The following is a 20497-nucleotide window of genomic DNA, read 5'->3' as shown; positions in this document are numbered from 1 at the left end:
TTACTTTAGTCCCGGATGTTGTGTGAAGAAGTCGACAACAGCATCTTTGTATTGTGCCCCTTTTCCTTTGTAGAAGTCAGCAAGCGCCTGGAGCCTTTCAGTTCTGGTGAAGTTTGCTTGAATTTTTGCACCGCTGTTGCCCCGTTGTGGCCGCATATGTACAGGGCTTCCATTGACGACTTTTGTTTTTCCGACCAGGAAGTCGTTCATATCGCGGTGAAGCTGTTTGTGATCAGTATCGGTGAGTTTTGTCAGCTTTTGGTTATGTTTGCCGCCCAGGAATTTCGGATCGGAGTGATGCCCATGGTGACCGCACGCCCAGCCCAACGGATCGATCCATGTGACCGGATTTGGGGCGTACTGATAAAGATTGATTCCACCCATCAAGTCAATGGGGTCGGTTGTCGTAAAGCGGCCTACATCAGGGTCATAAAATCGAAACGTGTTGTAGTGCAGCCCGATCTCCCGATCCAGGTATTGCCCCTGAAATCGCAGGTTCTGCTCTTCAATGTAGGACGGTTCACGCACCTCTTCCGAGGTGTTACCCCATACCCGATAGCTCGCGCGCCAAACATCACGACCGTCATCCTCAGTTAGCTGCTCCGGTAGGCCACTGAGGTCGTTGTGGTAATAGCGGATTTTTTGCAGCGGCCCCACACCGTCGACACGCGCAAGGGGTTCGTAACCCTCGTCCTCATAAATGTAGAGGCTGGTTTGACTGTGTTTATGTTCCTGCAGCAGGCGTAATCCGTCCCAGGTGAAGCGTGTCACGCCCAGTGGATAGCCATCGTTGTCATGCTCTGTTTTTTCAGTGCGACGGCCCAACGGGTCGTAGGTCATCCTGACCACATTGCCGTTTTCATTGCGCACTTCAACCAGTCGGCTTTCTGCGTCGTAGGCAAACCGTTGCAAGCCTCGAGCAGCACTACGCTTTTCGATCATTCGACCAAAAGCATCGTATTTATAACGTTTGTCTTGGTAGGTGAGCAGCCTGTTATGCCTTACCAAGCCACCCTGTCGTGGGCCGTCGAGCAGGTTGGCTGCCGCGTCATAAGCAAAGGTTTCGGTCTGGCCTACTTGGTGGCTGACGAGAATACGTTCGGTACTGTCGTAACCCAACTGCTCTTGACGATCATGAACACGGTCAATACGCCGACGCCCGATCAGGTTATCGCTGGGATCGTAGCTGTAGTCAGTCTCAACCAACGGCGGCAACTGCCACGGTTGGTCAATACTGCGGCGCTGGCGCGAGCGAACCCTTCCACTGCGGTCATACGCGGTGTTCGTTCTGAGTTGACCTTGAGTGCGCTGCACTTCGCGATGCAAACGATCACGCTCGAAGTCGCTGATGACCTTCCCATCGAGATTCAACTGGTGCAGGTGACCACTGCCGTAGTAGAGGCGGTTCAGCCATCGCCCGTCGGGCAACTGGGTCTGAATCAGGTTCCCCAATTCGTCGTAGTGATGCTGCAAGGAGCCCGCTGTGCTGTGCTCCTGCAGCAGTTGCCCCAGCGCGTCGTAGCTGAAACCCAGTCGCTGCTGCTGACCGTCAATCGTGGTGAACGTGACGCCGACCAGTTGGTCGTTCAGATCATGTTCGTAAACGGTGGTGCCGTCCGCGGTGACTTTGCTGACCAGGCGTCCAACCGGATCTCGCTGAAATTGGTGTGACAGCGGCGCTACCGGTTCGCCTTCTGTCCCCGGCAGGAAGTCCACGGCGACAACATCATCCAGCGGATCATAGGTGTAGCAGCGCTGACTCTGGTCGAGGTCTTGCTGCCGCACCATGCGGTCGCATGCATCCCACTCAAAGCAATAGCTTTCGCCGTTCTCATTGGTCAGCCTGCGCAATCGGCCATAGGCGTCATGGTCGAACATGACCGTGCGGTTATGCGCATCCCAGCGCTGTTTGACCAGGCCACGCAGGTCATAGGCATAGCGCGTGGTGCTGCCGGCCGGGTCGACATGGGCCGTCAGGTAACCGCTGGCGCTGCGCTGGAACTGTTCCACGCGGCCATCCGGGAGCTGGCATTCCAGCAATAGCCCCTGAGAACCGTACCGGTAGCGAACCGACTCACCTTCCGCATTGGTCTGCACCACCAGATTGCCAAAGGCATCGTATTGATAACGGGTGGGATAACCCGAGCAATCCACCGCTTCGACCAGTTGGCTCCATTCGTTCCAATGCAGCGTTTTGGTTTTTTCCGTGGCATCGATGATGCGCACTGGTTGACCGAACCCGTCGTAGACATAGCGCGTGCTATTGCCCAGCGGGTCGATTTCCTCGATGCAGTTGCCTCGCTGGTCATAGCGATAGTGCCAACTGTTGCCCGCAAGGTCGGTCTCTACTTGGGGCAATGCCCAGTGCGCGAGCCACTGCGTGCCGCTGGTTCTGGACAGCGGGTCGATCACCGCGCTCAGGTTGCCGGACTCATCGTAATTGAAGCGCCACTGACCGTTTTGCGGGTCAGTCGCGCCGAGCAACTGGCGGTCTTCGCTCCACTCGAACAGCCACGTATGGTCCAGGTTGTCGACGTAGCGAGTGATCTGGTACTGCGGGTTCCACTCTCGTGTGCTGACGCGCATCAGGCCATCGGTCACGCGGGTAATGCCGGCGTCGAGATCGTAGTCGAAGGTGTATTCATCGCCTGCGTCTGTCCAGTGGCGGCTGACGCGCCACTCGTCACCGTGGGGGCCGGTCACTGCACTCCATTGATAGAAGCAGCGCAGGCCACTCGGCAACTGGTGTTCGACCATTCGCCGGCCATTGTCATAAGCAAAGCGTCGAAGGGTTGTACCTTGCACATCCAACACTTCAGCCAGGTCGCCGTTGCTGTCATAGCGGTAGCTGACGAGCACATCGCTGCGCGCATCGAAATGTTCCTGGCGCAGATAACGCCGTTCGATGTGGCTCACGCGCCTTGGGTGTTCAGCCGAGTAGCTCAGTTCGACGTGCATCAAGTCATGGGTGTCGCGCAGGCGATACAGCCGCCCCTGAGTGTCGTAGTCGAGAAAGATCCGCCCTTCATTGCGATCACCCAGCAGCTGCAGACGCATCCGTGCGCTGTTCAGCGGGTCGGGCTCGAACAGCCGATACAGGCCGTCGATGCTCTCGATCAATACCGCGCCGTCGGCACTGCGCCTGACCGCAAGGCCTTCGCCCGGGTCGAATGCTCCGCCGGACAAGGGGATGTAGCCGATCTCCAGGCGGCGCCCTTGCTCATCGATGTAGAGCAGGTTTTCGTCTGCATCTATCTCAATCGACACTTCATACGCAACGCTCCAGCCCGCGCCGAAGAGACCGTCCTGGCGTGTGTCGAGGCTGCTGTAGAAACGCTGCCAATCTATCGGGAGCAAACCCGGCAGCACGAAATCCAGCTCCTCGTCCCCACCCAGGACCTTGGCCCCGGTCGCGCTGTGAACCGGATTGGGCGAGCCATTCATGGCGCTCTTGAGCGCAGAGGTGACCTTGCTGGTTGCATAAGAAATGGCACCGCCCGCCACCAAGCCACCAACCAGGCACGGCAGCTTGGTCCAGAAACATTTCAGGTTGCCCCGCAACGCCATCACCACCGCAATCGCCAAACCCACGCCCGGCGTCTTGCCGCTGCGAATCTCTTGCACCACGATGGTCCCGCCACCGATGCGCACATCCGGCGAGATCAGGCCCGGGGCTGTGCCGATTTTGGCGTCGCACGTGCTGCGATCGCCACTGCGCGCCGCAGGCTGGCCATTGATGAACACCGAGCTGGAACCCTCGGCAATGAATTGCAGGGGCATGGGCGGGTGCTTGTTGCACGCCACTGTATCCAGCTGACAAGGTTCGGTGCCGGGCGCAGGCGAGGCGACAGTCGGGCGCCACATCTGCGAGAAAAACTCGCCTGCCATGTCCAGGAAGCTGGGGGCCGGCGGCTCGCTGGGCGCGACTGGCACAGCCGTCATCTTGCCTGCGGCGCGGGCAGCCTTTTTGCCATTGATGAAGACGTTGTCCGAGCCGCTGGTGATGAAGGCGTCGATCACGGGTGGGGATACCCAGTTGGCCGCGGACTCGCACCAACTGGATATTTTCAGGTCAGCCCCTGTAAGCCCTGCGGTGATCCCGACGACCGCTCCTACCACCAACACCAATGCAACACCGCCTGTGGCGATGGTCGCACCGGTCGCGAGGAAAACCGCCCCGGCAACGGCCAGGCAGCCCACAGTAGTGAGTGCGGCATAGGCGGCCACTTCCAGCACGCCGCCGAGAATATCGGCCATCACCGAGGTGTGCAGCAGCGCGTCGCCTTCGCGGGCAGCCCAGAGGTCTTCACTCATTGTTCAGACTCTGCTCAGGGGGTGACGGCAAAGTTGAGCGTGTTCTTGAGCGTTGCCCAATGTGCCGCCTCGGCAGGCCCCAGGGGCTGGGTCTTGACGTAGCTCAAGGCGATCAGGTTGCGTGTGCCGGGTATCTGCATTGCCAACTGATATTGGTAAATATTGTCGCTGCCTTTGTTGAAACGGTTCTGGACTTCAAAGGCGTCGATGTCCTGCGCTGGGCCCACCTTGATGGCTTGCGCCGGCGAATAACGAAGGTCCTTGACCTGCTGTTCTAGCTTTTTCAGCTGGCCCTCGAAGTTGTTTTGCAAGGTCTCGCCATCTGCCAAGGGGCTGCGACTCACCACCAGGGTGGTGCCCAGCTTGGCGAACTTGAGAATGTTGATCGAGGTGTCCTGCACCTCTGCATCGGGCAGGGTGAATTGGGCTTCGTTGATCAGGTAATTCATGGTGGATAAATCTCGTTATTGACCAGCGCCGGGCTTGCCGGGGAATTTTGATTCGACGGCGGACTTGATCGTGCTTTGCACGCCTTGGGCACCGGGCACCGTGCCCTTGTCACTGCCCAGGTTGATATCCAGTTTGCCCTTCGTCTGGATTTTGCTGCTGCCGGTGGAAAACAGGTTGAACGAGCCACAGGTCAGGTTGATGTCGCCGCCAGCCTTGAGCTCAATCACACTGGCGCCGCACACCAGGCGAATACTGTCGCCAGCCTCGACGGTGTAGGTCGTGGCGGCACTGTCAGACTTGGCCCCGCCCACCAGCACGGTATCGTTGTTGCGCACGACCCGCAGGCGATTCGAGCCAATGGTCACCGTCTCGTTATGCCCGATGCTTTTGTTCCGGTCATGCCCCACCGAATGGCTTTCATCCACCTCAACCACGATGTCCTGATTGCGCTCGGCATGGATGTACAACTGCTCCAACCCCTTCTTGTCCTCCATGCGGATTTCATTGAAGTTGGCTGGTGTGCCGCCTTTGCTGGAGCGGCTTTTCATCCCGCTTTGGGTGGCGTTTTCCGGCAGGTCGTAAGGCACGGTCTGCTCGGCGTTGTACACCCGTCCGGTGATGATCGGCCGGTCCGGATCGCCTTCCAGGAAGCTCACAATCACTTCCTGGCCAATCCGTGGAATCTGCATCGAGCCCCAGTTTTTTCCGGCCCAGGACTGCGATACGCGAATCCAGCACGAGCTGTTTTCGTTGGACTGGTCGTGGCGGTCCCAATAGAAATGCACCTTGACCCGGCCATATTGGTCGGTCCAGATTTCTTCGCCCTTGGGCCCCACCACCAGCGCCGTCTGCGGGCCTTTGACGATGGGCCGGTAGGTGTTGGCCAGTGGGCGGAAACTCTGTTGCGCGTCGATGCAGGTGAGGGTGCTTTCGAACTGGGCCGAAGGCGCGCCACCGCCGCTTTCGAGGCTTTCCTGGGAGATGTAGTAGCGGGCGCCGACGATCAGGTATTCGCGGTTCTGGTCGCGGCGGCTGAAGCCGGTGAGGCTGAACAGGTGGCCGGAACCCAGGCCCCGTGCGTTGCCGCTGAACTCCACTTGTTCGTGCAGGGTTTGCAAGGCTTCGATGCGGGTGCGGGCGTAGTGTTCGCCGTCTTCGCTTTTGACGTAGGTGCCGGGGTAGTCGTACAGCGGGTAGTCGCCGGCGGTGTGCGGGCGCGGCATGGCTGAGCGTACGTCGATGCTGGCGCTGGGACGCTGGAAGTCGTAGTCGTTGAGCTCAAGGGAGCCGGGCTGTACTTCCTGCGCCAGGTGCCAGTTGTGCATATGGTCGCGTTCGCGCTGCTGCTCGTCCTTGGGGTAGTAAGGCACCGAGGCGTAGCCGGGTACGTTGGCGTGGGCACCGTAGGCATCGGCCAGCACCAGCACGTGGCGGTCCTGTTCGTGGCGGAAGAAGTAGTAGATGCCTTCCTGTTCCATCAGGCGACTGACGAAGTCGAAGCTGGTCTCGCGGTACTGCACGCAGTATTCCCACTCGCGGTACGGCCGGCTCAGAGCGTCTTCGAAGTCGGAAAAGCCCAGGTCGCGGAACACCTGCTTGATGATCTGCGGGATGCTCAGGTTCTGGAAAATCCGGCAGTCGGAGGTGCGGCTCAGCAGCCACAGCCAGGGGCGCAACGTCACCTGGTAACTGGCGAACTGGCCCTGATCGATGTTCTGGCTGCAGCGGGCGACGATGCCGTGGAAATGCCGTTCGCCGCCGTCCGCCAGTTGCAGACCCACGCTCATGGGCTTGCCCAGCAACTGGTTGAGGTCGATGTTGGCGTCCAGGGACGTCAGTTGCAGCTCATAGTTGAACAGGCGGCCCAGCTCTTCACCGCCGCCCATTTCATTGAGCAGCAGCACATCCGGCCCCAGGGGGCTGGTGATCTTGGCCAGGCGTGACGATTGGTTGAATAACATCGGTTAACCCGTAAATTGCGTAATAACTGTAGGAACCGGCTCCAACTGTGGGAGCGGGCTTGCTAGCGAACGCGGTGAATCAGTCACCGGATGCATCAACTGATACGCCGTCTTCGCGAGCAAGCCCGCTCCCACAGTTTTGATCGCATTCCGTCAGGTCAATCGTTGAAGTCGTAGTGCAATTCGTTATCCCGCGTGCTGATCCGCACCCCCGCCAGCGCCTTGCCTTCGAGCATGCGGGTGAGGAATTCGCGACTCATGTCCGGCAGCAGGCTGTTGGTGAGGATGGTGTCGATCATCCGCCCGCCGCTTTCGGTTTCGGTGCAACGGGATACGATCAGGTCGACGACTTCGTCGTCGTAATCGAAGGCGACTTTGTGGGTGTTCTCCACGCGCTTTTTGATGCGGTTGAGTTGCAGGCGCGTGATCGCCTTGAGCATCTCGTCGCTCAGCGGGTAGTACGGAATGGTCACCAGGCGGCCGAGCAGCGCCGGTGGGAAAATCTCCAGCAACGGCTGGCGCAGGGCCTTGGCGATTTCCTCGGGCTCGGGGATGTTCGCCGGGTCTTTGCAGACCTGGGAAATCAGCTCGGTACCGGCGTTGGTGGTCAGCAGGATCAAGGTGTTCTTGAAGTCGATCACCCGGCCTTCGCCGTCTTCCATCACGCCTTTGTCGAACACCTGGAAGAAGATTTCATGCACGTCCGGGTGGGCTTTTTCCACCTCGTCCAGCAGCACCACGCTGTAGGGTTTGCGCCGCACGGCTTCGGTCAGTACGCCGCCTTCGCCGTAGCCGATGTAGCCCGGTGGCGCGCCCTTGAGGGTGGACACGGTGTGGGCTTCCTGGAACTCGCTCATGTTGATGGTGATGACGTTCTGCTCACCGCCGTACATGGCTTCGGCCAGGGCCAGGGCGGTTTCGGTCTTGCCCACGCCGGAGGTGCCGGCAAGCATGAACACGCCAATCGGCTTGCTCGGGTTGTCGAGGCCGGCGCGGGAGGTCTGGATGCGCTTGGCGATCATCTGCAAGGCGTGGTCCTGGCCGATGATGCGTTTCTTCAGGTGCTGGTCGAGGTTGAGCACCGTCTCCAGTTCGTTGCGGGCCATGCGGCCCACGGGGATGCCGGTCCAGTCGGCGACCACTGAGGCCACCGCTTGGTAGTCCACGGTCGGCAGGATCAGCGGGGTTTCGCCTTGCAGTGTGGAGAGGCGTTGTTGCAGATCGACCAGTTTTGCACGCAGTTCGTCGCTCTCGTGGTTACCCGCATCACTGTCCACCACACCGGATTTTTCGCGCAGGGTTGCACGGGTGGCGAGCAACTCATCCACCAGGGTTTTCTCTTCGGCCCAACGGCTTTCCAAGGTGGCCAGGCGCTCGCGTTCGGCACCCAGCAGCGCTTCGCTGTTGGTCTGGCGCGCACCGATGGCGATGCCGATCGCATGCTCGCGGGCGATGATTTGCAGCTCGGTTTCCAGCGCCTCGATTCGACGGCGGCTGTCGTCGACTTCCGCCGGCACCGCGTGCAGGCTGATGGCGACGCGGGCGCAGGCGGTGTCCAGCAGGCTCACGGATTTGTCCGGCAATTGACGCGCCGGAATGTAGCGGTGGGACAGCTTCACCGAAGCTTCCAAGGCTTCATCCAGGATCTGCACCTGATGGTGTTTTTCCATGGTCGAGGCCACGCCGCGCATCATCAGCAACGCCTTGTCTTCCGACGGCTCGGCCACTTGCACCACTTGGAAGCGGCGGGTCAGGGCCGGGTCTTTTTCGATGTGCTTCTTGTACTCGGCCCAGGTGGTGGCGGCCACGGTACGCAAGGTGCCACGGGCCAGGGCAGGCTTGAGCAGGTTGGCCGCGTCACCGGTCCCGGCGGCGCCACCGGCACCTACCAGAGTGTGGGCTTCGTCGATAAACAGGATGATTGGTTTCGGCGAGGCCTGGACGTCTTCGATGACCTGGCGCAGGCGCTGTTCGAACTCGCCTTTCATGCTGGCGCCGGCTTGCAGCAGGCCCACATCGAGGCTGCGCAGTTCCACATCTTTCAGCGCGGGTGGTACGTCGCCGGCGACGATGCGCAGGGCGAAGCCTTCGACCACGGCGGTCTTGCCGACGCCGGCTTCACCGGTAAGGATCGGGTTGTTCTGGCGTCGACGCATGAGGATGTCCACCAGTTGGCGGATCTCTTCGTCACGCCCGACGATCGGGTCGAGCTTGCCGCTGCGGGCCTGTTCGGTCAGGTCGACGGTGAAGCGCTTGAGGGCTTCCTGCTTGCCCATCGCGCTCGGGGCCATGGCGCCGCTGGCCTCGCCCGGGACAGCACCAGCGTTGAAACCGTCGCTGGCACTCAGTGCATTTTCGGGCGAGTCGCCGACGTATTCATCAAAGCGTTCGCTCAGGGCTTCGGCCTTGATCTTGTCGAATTCACCGGACAACCCTAACAGCGCATGGCGCAGGCTTGGCGTCTTGAGAATCCCCAGCACCAGGTAACCGGTGCGCACCTGGCTTTCGCCAAACATCAGGCTGCCGTAGACCCAGCCACGCTCGACCGCTTCTTCCACATGGGACGACAAGTCGGTGATCGACGTCGAGCCACGGGGCAGGCGGTCCAGGGCTTCAGTCAGATCACGGGCCAGGCGCGCCGGCTCGATGTTGAACTGACGGATGATGCGGTGCAGGTCCGAGTCCTGCAGTTGCAGCAACTGGTGAAACCAGTGGGCCAGTTCCACATACGGGTTGCCCCGCAGCTTGCAGAACACGGTGGCGGCTTCGATGGCCTTGTAGGCCACGCTGTTGAGTTTGCCGAACAGTGCGGCGCGACTGATTTCACCCATGCTCTGGATTCCTTGAGGTGTTGGCGTGTTCGGCGTAATGCCGGGCCAGGATTAGGTCGTTGGCGTCATGCTCGGGTTGGCCGAGCCAGGTGTTGAAACCGAGGCGGAACTGGCCGTTGAGTTGCAGGGCCGGCACTTCCGGTTGTTGCAGGATCAGGTTCAGGTCCCAGTCCAGTTCATGGCCCAGGTACTCGGCGATCCACGCCACCAGCTCGTTGAACGGCTGGCTGCCGGGCAGCATGCCCATGTAGTCATCGAGCTTCAGCGGGCCCAGGCGAATGCGAAATTTATGCTGGCGGTCCCACACGTGGCTGCCCAGGCAAAAGTCCACGCCCAGCTGGTTGGCGCTGACACTCACGCGGCTGCGCTCGGGCAGTTCCAGCCATTGGCCGACGTACTCTTCGATCTCCACCGGCAGGCCGAAGTACTCGCCGAGAATCGCTTTCAGGCCATCCGGGTAGCGGGTTTGCGCCGACAGGTGGCCGCTGTAATGCAGCTTCGCCGTGTCGGGGATCAGGCCTTGGTTGAGCAGGCTCGGTGTTCCGCGACCACTCAGTGCCGCGAGGCGCGCCGACCAGTAGTCATCGTCCGGGCGATCATGGCTGACGGTCGGCCGTGCCTCGGCCCAGGCCCGATAAAACAGGGTCAGCAGGCGGTGGTGGAACACATCCAGGAAGCGCTTGCTGGTGCTGTCGGCGTTGTTGCGCTGGCGCTCACGCACGTACTCGGTGATGTGCAGCGGCAGCGGGCCGTTGGGGCCGCCGAGGCCGAAGAAGAACTGCTCCAGCCGTGCCGGCTGGCCTTCAGCCCCAGGTTCGACCGAGGCCAATGTGGCCGGCGCAAAGGTGCAATCGGCCTGCTGACCGAGACGCAGCGGGTCATCCGCCAGGCGCAGGGAATGCCCCAGGCGTGGCAGCTCCGGCGATTCGCACTCGATACGACGCAGCGCCTGGAAGAAGTCATATTCCCAGGGCTCCTGATGCATCGCATCCAGGGTACTCACAGGGTCGGACGGCGTCCGGGCTTGGCTTTCCATCGCATGATCTCGCCGCGTTCGGTGGTACGGATCACCGTCTCGGTAAAACTGTTGATCGACACATAGCGTGCCAGGAACCGTTCAAACACCGCACCGAGCAGGAACACGCCGGTGCCGCGGAACGCGTTTTCATCAAATTCCAGGGTGATCTCCAGGCCCCGGCCAAACACGATCGGGCCGGGCATCGGCAGGCGGCGGGTCACCGCTTTGCTGCTGACTTCCCGCAGGCCTTCGATCTGCAATTGCAGGGCGGCGTCGTTGCTGTCGCCATACAGGCGCAGCAATTCGCGCAGGGCGGCGGCGCCCTGGCCTTGCTCGCTCAGCGACAGGTAGTTCAACGACAACTGGCTGATCAGGCGCCAGGCCTTGGCGTCATGGGCATGGCTGGCGCGCGGGCGGCTTGGCCCGGCGACGCAACGTACGGCCAATACCGGCGCACTGTCGGCCAGGGTGAAGTCGGTCTTGCCGTTGCCCACGCTCATGAACAACGGCAAATCGCGGTTGGTGCACAGTGCGGTAACGCCCAGTTGGCGCAGGTCATGGCGGTACGGCGCTTGCTGGGTGTCCACCAGGCTGACGAAGGTTTCGCTGCCCACATAGGTGGAGCGCGGCCCGTTGCGACGCTGGTCGCTGGACAACACGCGGGGTTCGCGGCGCACCGTGTAGTAAGCCTGGTCACGGCCATAGCGCGACGGATCGCGCACGGCGTAGAACGGCAAGAAAGGCTGCTCCGGTCCGGTGCCGTGGCCCGTGATGCCGCTCAAGGAGTGAATCTCGAAGTCCATCGGCCGCGTGCGGTCGGCGATCACATGGTGTTCGTTGACCCGCTCGGACAAGTGAATTCGGTCCACCCGCTTGGGAAACAGGTTGATTGCCGGGGTGCAGAACGGCACGAATTGCGCCTTGCCGACGCTGCCTTCCAGGCTCGGATCGTGGCGGTCGAACAGCACGATCAGTTCCAGCTCCTGGCCGTCGCAGCGCTTGACGGCGCGGCTCAGCTCAGCGAATTCAACGAACAGAAAACGGTGGGGCAGAGCGAAGTATTCCTGAAGCAAGCGATAGCCCTGGAATGCCCGAGGCACCACCGGCATTGCCGCATCGGCGTCGTCGAAACCCCGGGAGCGCAAGGCATCCGGCGGCAGGCGTTCAACCCAATCACCGCCGGGCTTGCGCGCGAACACCGCACAGGCATTGCCCAGCAGTTGTTCGTAGAGGCGGAACGGTTGTTCGTCGGCACCGCTGAGGTACAGCGGCAAATTATCCAGGGCGAGGCTGTTGAACGGCAGCTCGGCGCCGGTACGCAAGGTCAGACGCAGACCGGCCTTGGCCTTGGGTTCGCTGGCGGCCAAACGCCCGAGCACCGCGGACGGGTTGCCGAAGTACTCGGCCTGGGCGACCTGCAACGGCCACAGCGTCACCGGGTGCGCGGTGCGGTACTCGCAGCAGGTCTGGGTTTCGCGACCCAGCGCGGCACGCAGGACGGTGTCGCGGGGCAGTGGAAAACCACTGGCCAGGGAGCCTTCATCGGGATCGGCCTGCAACTGCACCACGGTCATCGACGGGGTCGGCGCCAGGTAGTGCGGGTAGGCGATCTCCAGCAGGTTGTTGGTGAAGGTCGGGTACTCGGCGTCGAGTTTGAGCTGGACCCGGGCCGTGAGATACGCAAAGCCTTCGAGCAACCGTTCGACGTACGGGTCGGCGCAGTCCATGCCGGACAGGGTCAGCCGACTGGCGATCTTCGGGTATTCCTTGGCGAACTCGGCGGCGCTTTCGCGCACGTGGTGCAGTTCCTGGTTGTACAGCTCCAGCAGGCGCGGGTTCATGGGCGTCTCCGCTGGTCGGCGTTGACCACACGCACATGGCCGGTTTCCAGGTCCAGGTCGGTTTGCAGCAACAGGCGCAACGGCACCGGCTGCGCCCACAGGTCGCCCTCGATCTCGAAACTCAGGGCGTTATGGTTCATCTCGCCATGGCCCACGCGTGCCTTGACCCGCAGGGTATGACGCAGGATACGCGGCTCGAAGGTGGCGATAGCTTGTCGAATCAAGGCTTCCAGGGCACTGACGTCGACACTGGAAACACTGTTGCCCGCCAGGGCAGGCAGCCCGTAATTGACCACCGACGTACCGGCCGGCGTGTGCAGCGTGGCGTCGGCGTTGAGCAGTGAAGTGGTATTGAGCAGCCACGTCAGGTCACGCAGCACCGAGGCTTTCAATTGGCTCAGGGACAGCACGCGTTTGTCGGCGCTTTCCTTGGGATTGGTCGGGTCATCGTCGGTCAACCGGTCCAGCAGGGACGGTTGCAGGCGATCGCGGGAAGCAATTTCAGTTACCACCAAAGCAGCTCCACGGACGGGTTGCGAGAGGAACAAAGTGCCCGACCCGTAGCCGCTGTCGAGCGAAGCGAGGCTGCGTTCGGCTGCGAAGCAGTCGTAAACCGGACACCGGGACTTATCAGTCAACTATCGGTGCCGGATTGCGAGGACTTCGTCCTCGAACGCAGCCTCGCTCCGCTCGACAGCGCCTACGGAGCGAGGGTGACAAATCAGCGTTTGGTGTTGGAGCGAATGTTCCAGCCAAACTTGATCGCGCCGCCGTCTTTGGTGCCGTCGGCTTTCTGTGGCTGGTAGTCCACCATCACCTGGGCGAAGTTCAGGGTCACGTTTTCGGTCAGGCGATCATCGCTGCCCGAACCGCCGGTGCTCAGGGAGGTAACCAGCACTTCTTCCAGGTTGATGATCATGTACTCGACCTGGCTTTCACCGCCGGCCTTGCGCACGGTCAGCGTGACCTTGTCGATGTGCTTGCCGCTGGCGCAGTGCATCATCAGGTTAGGCGAGGCCTTGTCGACGTACTTGGTCAGCGACAGGTCCTGGATGTTCACCTTGCCTGCGCCGCCGCCACCGCCCACGTGCATGTTGCCGGACTGGGCCATGCCCCAGCTCCAGTTCAATACGTCGATTTCGTCCTTGTGGGCCTTGTCCATGGACTCGCCCTTGATGTCGCCGATCTTGATGAAAATATCAACAGCCATGTTTTCTCCCTGTGTGGTCTCAGCCACAGAATTTGTTAACGCTGATCGTTCCCACGCTCTGCGTGGTAACGCATCTTGTGACGCTCTGCGTCACTGGGACGCGGAGCGTCCCGAGCGGCATTCCCACGCGGAGCGTGGGAACGAGCGACGGTGTTACGCGCCTTTCGCCGAAGGCAGTTTCGATACCAGGCGCAGCGACACGGTCAGCCCTTCAAGCTGGTAGTGCGGGCGCAGGTAGAACCGGGAGTTGTAGTACCCCGAGTTGCCTTCAACGTCTTCCACGATCACTTCGGCAGCCGCCAATGGATGCTGGGCCTTGGTGGTTTCGGTGGAGTGCGCCGGGTCGCCGTCCACGTAGTTGAGGATCCAGTCCTGCAACCAGCGCTGCATCTCGTCCTTCTCTTTGAAGGAACCGATCTTGTCGCGCACGATGCACTTCAAGTAGTGAGCGAAACGGCAGGTGGCGAACAGGTACGGCAGGCGCGCGGCCAGGTTGGCGTTGGCGGTGGCGTCCGGGTCATCGTATTCGGCCGGTTTCTGCAACGACTGGGCGCCGATGAAGGCGGCAAAGTCGGTGTTTTTCTTGTGCAGCAGCGGCATGAAACCGTTCTTCGCCAGTTCCGCTTCACGGCGGTCGCTGATGGCGATTTCGGTCGGGCACTTCATGTCCACACCGCCGTCATCGGTCGGGAAGGTGTGGGCCGGCAGGTTCTCGACTTCACCGCCAGACTCCACGCCACGGATGCGCGAGCACCAGCCGAAGTGTTTGAACGAACGGTTGATGTTCACCGCCATCGCGTAGGCCGCGTTGGCCCAGGTGTACTTGGAGCTGTCGGCACCGTCGGTGTTTTCTTCGAAGGCGAAGGCTTCCACCGGGTCGGTCTTGGCGCCGTACGGCAGGCGCGCCAGGAAGCGCGGCATGGTCAGGCCGATGTAGCGCGAGTCTTCCGATTCACGCAGGGAGCGCCAGCCGGCGTATTCCGGGGTGGTGAAGATCTTGGTCAGGTCGCGCGGGTTCGACAGTTCCTGCCAGGAGCCCATGCCCATTACGGTTGGCGAAGCCGCGGCAATGAACGGCGCGTGCATCGCGGCGCAGACTTTCGACAGCTCGCCCAGCAGCTCCACGTCGGGAGGCGACTGGTCGAAGTAGTAGTCGCCCACCAGGCAGCCGTAAGGTTCGCCGCCGAACTGGCCGTATTCTTCTTCGTACATCTTCTTGAAGATTGGGCTCTGGTCCCACGCGGTGCCCTTGAATTTCTTCAGGGTCTTGTGCAGGTCCGGCTTGGAGATGTTGAGCACGCGAATCTTCAGTTGCTCATCGCTCTCGGTGTTGTTCACCAGGTAGTGCAGGCCACGCCAGGCGCTTTCCAGTTGCTGGAAGTCCTGGTGATGGATGATCTGGTTGACCTGGGCAGTGAGCTTGGCGTCGATGGCGGCGATGATCGATTCGATCGATTTGATCGCGTCGTTGGACACCAGGTCGGTCTGGGCCAGTGCCTGCTCGGCCAGGGTGCGCACGGCGGTTTCCACGGCTTCGCGAGCACGCTCGGTCTTGGGTTTGAATTCTTGCAGCAGCAGCGACGCGAACTCGCTGGTTTCTTCGGTAGCGCCCAGGTTCTGGGCGCCTTCGCGGGCGGTATTCTCGGTCATGATTACTGGTCCCCTGCCGGCTTCGGCGCGCTCGCAAGGGCCTGCAGCAATGCCGGGTCCTTGATCGCTTTCATGATGATTTCTTCAGCGCCGGTCTTGCCGTCCATGTAGGTCAGCAGGTTGGCCAGCTGCGTGCGGGCTTCGAGCAGCTTGTTCAGCGAGTCGACCTTGCGTGCCACGGCAGCGGGGCTGAAGTCGTCCATGCTTTCGAAGGTGATGTCCAGGCTCAGGTTGCCTTCGCCGGTCAGCTCATTGGGCACATGGAACGCGACGCGTGGCTGCATGGCCTTGAGGCGCGAGTCGAAGTTGTCGACGTCCACTTCAAGGAACTTGCGGTCGGCCACAGGCGCCAGAGGCTCCGCGGGCTTGCCGGCGAGATCGGCCATCACGCCCATGACGAAGGGCAGCTGGACCTTTTTCTCGGCGCCGTAGAGCTCGACGTCGTACTCGATCTGCACCCGAGGCGCACGGTTGCGCGCGATGAATTTCTGAGAACTTTGCTTCGCCACGTTGCTGCTCCTGGTCGCTTGAGCGACGGTGTTGTAACTGCGCGATCCGTACGCTTATTCGCTGTCCGGCCCGCGCAGATTTTCAAATTGGGACATGCCGTCGGGAATCAGGTTGCGCACGATGGCCGCAAAGTCGGCGTGCACCAGATTCTTCGCTCGGTTCAACAGCACCGGCAGCGGGCTCGAAGGCTCGTGGCGGGTGTAGTACGCAAGGATTTTGTCGAGGCTGCGCAGCACTTCATCGCGGCTCGCGATGTCGCCGGTCGGGCGTGCTGCAACGGGCGCGGCGGCGTATTCAACCGAGGGGGCATTGTCGTCACTGACAACCTCGGGCTCGCTGGCGGCGCCGCTGTGTGGGGCATATTGGTTGAGTATCTGCACGGCCTGCTTGAGCAGTTGCTTCAAGGGGCCGAGGTCCACGCCCTGGGCGGAACCGACCTGGTCGCTGACGTATTGTTCGATGGCATCACAGGCGGCGCGGGCGGCGTTCAGCGCGTCGCGGGTGGCTTGCAGTTGCTCGGCATCGCTGTCGAGAAACGCGCCGTTGAGCTGTTCGGCGCCGAGGCTTTCGCCGGGGAAACTCTGCAGCCCGCTGGCATTCAGTGCGGCGCGCAGGCTGACGGGGCCGAAGGTGCGCGAACGGGTCAGAATGGCTTCGCGCAGCAGGCGGATGTTCGCGTCGCTGGCCACGCCGCTGAGGGCGTTGATGCGCACGGTGGGGTCGTTGTCGTCATCGGCATCCAGGCGCGGATGCAGGTCGGCCCAGTATTCGCGCAGCAGCGCGTTGATCAGCGTGAGCGCGTCGGCAAGCCCCGCGATGCCCTGGAGGGCGAGGGCGCTTTGCAACAGGAAATGGGTGATGCGCAGGTCTTTGCTGCGTTGCAGGAGGTCGAGGCTTTGCTGCTGGATGCTGCGCCATTCCGGAGGTTCGGCAGGCAGAATCGAGTCGCCCATGCTGCGCTCGGGTTGACCCTGTGCGGCACGCTCAAGATGCAAATAATCGGCGTCATATTCCAAGTCTTCGCCACAAGGCGAAGTCGCGGAAACGGCGGCGAGCAGCAGAGGCACATCCACTAAATTCGATCTCCCTATCAGCCCGTTAGATGACGGGCAACTCATGCATTAGTTGCGCGAGGAACTTTGCATGTTTTCTTGGTCATATTTAGCGCTTTGACATCATACTGATTTCAAAGTGCCATCATTGGTGTTCAAGAAGTTGTGCATTTTTGGTGTAGTACTTATGCCTTGTCAAGGTAAGCTATTCGCCCTCTATGACAGATGTGCGGTGCTTAACATCCTGCGCGACTGATCGGTCGAAGCAGGTGCCGAGGCAGGATTTTTGTCATACAGGCCGGTTAAGATCAGCTATTACGCGGGTTGAAGCAGGCTTTCAAGGTTTTGAAAGGATCTGTCGTGGATCCCTCGGGAGCATTTCTCCCAGGGAACGGCCGCGCGCGAAGTATCAGCAAGGAGGCATGATGTCGCTGTGTTTGACTATCACTAGTTATCACAAGATTACCCCTGGCCAGTGCCCTGAAAAGTCCATGGATCAGGGAGCGATGGCTATTGGCCGCGGTTCCGAAAATGACTGGATATTGCCTGACCCGGAGCGCCTGGTTTCCACGCAGCATTGCGTAATTCAATACAAAGATGGTCGTTATTATTTAACCGATAACAGCACTAACGGTGTTGAGCTAGTCAACGCCGGCATCCGTTTGCGCCGGGGAAACAGCGAGCCATTGCAAGACGGTGAGCTGATTCGCATCGGTGATTACGAAATCCAGGCGCGTATCGATTTCAACCTGAAAGTGACAGATACCCCGTCTTTCACCGGTGACACCTCCAACAGCTTCGAAGCCCTGATGGGCGCCGCCGTGAGCACCCCGACGCCGCACCCGGTGATCGCGCCGCAGTTTCAGGGCGCCTCGTCGATGGACACCCTGCCGGACCTGTTCGACTTCCTCGCACCCACCAGCGTCCCGCCGGCCACCGTGCACGACCACGTACCGGCCGAGCAACACGACTTTCGTCCGCCGACACCGCTGCCCGTCGCTGAACCGCCTGCGCCGGTGGTCTCGGGCTCAATCATTCCCGACGACTGGGATTTGTTTGGCGATGCCCCGGCACCCAAGCCTGTTGCGCCGCCTCCTCCTCCACCACCGATCATCGAGCCACCCAAGGTCGAGCAGCCGCTCCCGGTGGCCGACGCCAACCACCCCGATTTGCTGCAAGCCTTCCTGCGCGGTGCCGGCCTCGATCAGTTGCGCCTGGACAAGGCCGAGGCTGAAGCCCAGATGGAAAGCATCGGCCGCAGCTACCGGCTGATGGTCGAAGGTTTGATCGACGTACTGCGTGCCCGCAGCAGCCTCAAGGGCGAGTTCCGCATGCAGCAGACGGTGATTCAACCGGTGGAAAACAACCCGTTGAAATTCGCCCCGAATGCCGATGAAGCGTTACTGCTGCTACTGCGTCACAGCAACCAGGCGTTTATGGCGCCGGACGTGGCAGTACGCGACAGTTTCGACGATCTGCGCGCTCACCAACTGGCGGTAATGGCCGGTGTCGAAGCCGCCATCAAACACCTGCTGACGCGCTTTGAGCCGGCGCAGCTTGAAGAGCGCATGGGCAAACCGGGCGGGTTGTCGAGCATTTTCAACGGTTCGCGCCAGGCCCAGTACTGGCAGCAGTTCACCGAGCTCTACAGCAATATTTCCCGCGAGGCCCAGGAAGATTTCCAGGACTTGTTCGGGCGTGAATTCAGCCGTGCCTACGAAGAGCACAGCAGCCGACAGCGTCACTAACAACGCAGTACATGGAACAACGGATAGCTAAGTACGTCATTGAGGACGCAGGATGATTCCCAGGTTTTTACTCGCAGCCGCCACCGCGCTTCTGCTGACGGCGTGTGCCAAGGATGCGGCCAAGCCCGAAGCCCCCGAGGCTGAGGCAGACACCGCCGCCGTCGAGCTGCATTTCCACGCCATCGCCGGGCTCAACCCCGGCGCCAATGGCCAGGCAGCCCCGGTACGGGTGCGGATTTTCGAACTGAAAAACGCCGCCACCTTCAGCCGTTCCGACTACTTCGCCTTGGCCGATCGCGCCCAGTCGACCCTCGGCCTCGACCTGCTCGACCAGGACGAAGTGGTGATCCAGCCCGGCCAGCAATTGAGCATCCAGCGCGACCTCGATCCGTCCACCCGCCAGATCGGCCTGCTGGTGGGCTATCGCGAACTGGACCGCGCCGTGTGGCGCACCGTGCTTAACGTGCCGGCGCGCCAATACACCGAATACCAGATCAGCCTCGATGTGCATGCCGTACGTGCCGACGTCGTGGTTCCCCCATCCAGCCCTGCCCAATAAGAATCGGAGCCCCCATGTCCTGGAACAATCGCGTGGTCTGGTCGGAAGGCATGTTCATCGGAACGCAGCACTTCCAGCAGCATGACCGTTACCTGGAAAACCTGATCGATGCGCGCAGCCGCCCGTTGTCGGCAGGGGCCTGGGGCTTCTCCGAATTGTTGATCGACCAGGGCCTGTTGGCCCAGGGCAAGCTGGCGATTGTCTCGGCACGCGGTTTGTTGCCCGACGGTACGCCGTTCAATATTCCGCAGGACGACCTGGCGCCGAGCCCGTTGAACATCGACGACCACCTGCGCGATGGCCTGGTCTACCTGGCACTGCCCCTCAAGCGTGCCGGCGCCCGCGACACCGTCGACGAAGGCGAAGCCCTGGAAGCGGCGCGCTACGTCAGCCAGGTGCGCGAAGTGCGCGACGACAACGCGCCCTTTGAAAACCGTGCGCCGGTGGCGGTCGGTTCCCGTGCCCTGCGGCTGTTGACTGCCCAGGATGGCATCAGCGATTACGCAGCCATCGGCCTGGTGCGCATCAAGGAAAAACGCGCCGACCGCGCCCTGGTGCTGGACGACAGCTACATCCCGCCGGTACTCGACGTGGCTGCCAGCAAACCGCTGACCGCGTTTCGCAGCGAACTGCTGGGCCTGCTGCACCAGCGCGGCGAAGCGTTGGCCGGGCGCGTGGTGGCTTCGGGCGCCGGTGGCGCTTCGGAAATTGCCGACTTCATGCTGCTGCAACTGGTCAACCGCGCCCAGCCGCTGATCCAGCACCTGAGCCAGTTGAGCCCGCTGCACCCGGAGCGTTTCTTCAGTGAACTGGTGAGCCTGGCCGGCGAGTTCTCGACCTTCTCCACCACTGGCCGCCGCCCCCAGGAATACCCGCAATACCAGCATGACGACCTGGCCCTGAGCTTCACCCCGGTGATGCAGGCGCTGCGTGAAGCACTGTCGATGCTGATCGACAGCAAGGCCACGCCGATCCCGATTGTCGAGAAAGCCTACGGCGTGCACGTGGCGATGCTGGCCGACAAAACCTTGATCGACAGCGCCAGTTTCATCCTGGTGGTGCGCGCCGATGTGCCAGGCGAAACCCTGCGCGCGCGCTTCGGTCAGCAAAGCAAAGTCGGCTCGGTGGAACACATCCGCGACCTGGTCAACCTGCAACTGCCGGGCATCGGCCTGCTGCCGCTGCCGGTGGCGCCACGGCAGATTCCGTACCATGCAGGCAGCACCTATTACGAGCTGGACCGGGGCAGCGAGCACTGGCAGCAACTGAGTAATTCCGGCGGCTTTGCGTTCCACATCGCCGGCCAGTTCCCGGGGTTGAACCTGGCTTTCTGGGCCATCCGAGGATAATCCG

General features: G+C 61.5%; 14 protein-coding genes. 3 read left to right on the top strand and 11 right to left on the bottom strand.

The features are described 5' to 3' along the window. The 11 genes from NVB75_RS19435 to tssA all read right to left on the bottom strand — a co-directional run bounded on the left by NVB75_RS19435 (position 1) and on the right by tssA (position 16858). Positions 1-4314: an RHS repeat-associated core domain-containing protein gene (locus tag NVB75_RS19435; RefSeq protein WP_258342855.1), complete on the bottom strand. Its 4314-nt coding sequence runs from the start codon at positions 4312-4314 to the stop codon at positions 1-3. Positions 4315-4328: 14 nt separating this feature from the next. Continuing rightward, positions 4329-4763 (bottom strand): DcrB-related protein, encoded by a 435-nt coding sequence (locus NVB75_RS19430; RefSeq protein ID WP_017476738.1) that lies wholly within the window; start codon positions 4761-4763, stop codon positions 4329-4331. 15 nt (positions 4764-4778) lie between these two features. After that, positions 4779-6725, bottom strand: a complete 1947-nt coding sequence (locus NVB75_RS19425; protein ID WP_258342853.1) for a type VI secretion system Vgr family protein — start codon at positions 6723-6725, stop codon at positions 4779-4781. A 158-nt stretch (positions 6726-6883) separates the two neighbouring features. Further along, positions 6884-9556, bottom strand: a complete 2673-nt coding sequence (tssH, locus tag NVB75_RS19420) for a type VI secretion system ATPase TssH (RefSeq protein WP_258342851.1) — start codon at positions 9554-9556, stop codon at positions 6884-6886. Continuing rightward, on the bottom strand, positions 9549-10592 hold the full coding sequence (tssG, locus tag NVB75_RS19415; RefSeq protein ID WP_258342850.1) for a type VI secretion system baseplate subunit TssG: 1044 nt from the start codon (positions 10590-10592) through the stop codon (positions 9549-9551). The genes tssH and tssG overlap by 8 nt, the downstream gene beginning before the upstream one ends. Then, a complete protein-coding gene (gene tssF / locus NVB75_RS19410) occupies positions 10556-12415 on the bottom strand; it encodes a type VI secretion system baseplate subunit TssF (RefSeq protein ID WP_063033828.1) in 1860 nt (619 codons plus the stop codon). The genes tssG and tssF overlap by 37 nt, the downstream gene beginning before the upstream one ends. After that, positions 12412-12927, bottom strand: a complete 516-nt coding sequence (tssE, locus tag NVB75_RS19405) for a type VI secretion system baseplate subunit TssE (RefSeq protein ID WP_026077864.1) — start codon at positions 12925-12927, stop codon at positions 12412-12414. Before tssE ends, tssF begins: the two co-directional genes overlap by 4 nt. Positions 12928-13136: 209 nt before the next feature. After that, entirely contained in the window at positions 13137-13625 is a 489-nt protein-coding gene (locus tag NVB75_RS19400) for a type VI secretion system tube protein Hcp (RefSeq protein ID WP_003213345.1), read from the bottom strand. A 153-nt stretch (positions 13626-13778) separates the two neighbouring features. After that, positions 13779-15275, bottom strand: a complete 1497-nt coding sequence (tssC, locus tag NVB75_RS19395; RefSeq protein ID WP_258342848.1) for a type VI secretion system contractile sheath large subunit — start codon at positions 15273-15275, stop codon at positions 13779-13781. 2 nt (positions 15276-15277) lie between these two features. After that, complete coding sequence (tssB, locus tag NVB75_RS19390) at positions 15278-15784, bottom strand: type VI secretion system contractile sheath small subunit (protein WP_010168268.1); 507 nt, start codon at positions 15782-15784, stop codon at positions 15278-15280. A 54-nt stretch (positions 15785-15838) separates the two neighbouring features. Further along, complete coding sequence (gene tssA / locus NVB75_RS19385) at positions 15839-16858, bottom strand: type VI secretion system protein TssA (protein WP_258342845.1); 1020 nt, start codon at positions 16856-16858, stop codon at positions 15839-15841. 404 nt (positions 16859-17262) lie between these two features. On the opposite strand from tssA, the gene tagH reads away from it, so the two are divergent. From tagH to tssK, 3 genes are read left to right on the top strand one after another with little or no spacing between them, the layout of a single operon-like run. Then, positions 17263-18585, top strand: a complete 1323-nt coding sequence (gene tagH / locus NVB75_RS19380; protein ID WP_258342844.1) for a type VI secretion system-associated FHA domain protein TagH — start codon at positions 17263-17265, stop codon at positions 18583-18585. A gap of 52 nt (positions 18586-18637) precedes the next feature. After that, a complete protein-coding gene (gene tssJ / locus NVB75_RS19375) occupies positions 18638-19144 on the top strand; it encodes a type VI secretion system lipoprotein TssJ (protein WP_063033831.1) in 507 nt (168 codons plus the stop codon). A gap of 14 nt (positions 19145-19158) precedes the next feature. Next, positions 19159-20493 carry a type VI secretion system baseplate subunit TssK gene (gene tssK, locus NVB75_RS19370; RefSeq protein ID WP_076013173.1) on the top strand — a complete coding sequence of 445 codons (1335 nt, stop codon included), beginning with the start codon at positions 19159-19161 and terminating at the stop codon, positions 20491-20493. The last annotated feature ends 4 nt before the right edge of the window (positions 20494-20497 follow it).

The organism is Pseudomonas sp. CBS (assembly GCF_024734645.1).
Taxonomy (GTDB): domain Bacteria; phylum Pseudomonadota; class Gammaproteobacteria; order Pseudomonadales; family Pseudomonadaceae; genus Aquipseudomonas.
This window is presented reverse-complemented; position numbering and strand designations above follow the sequence as displayed.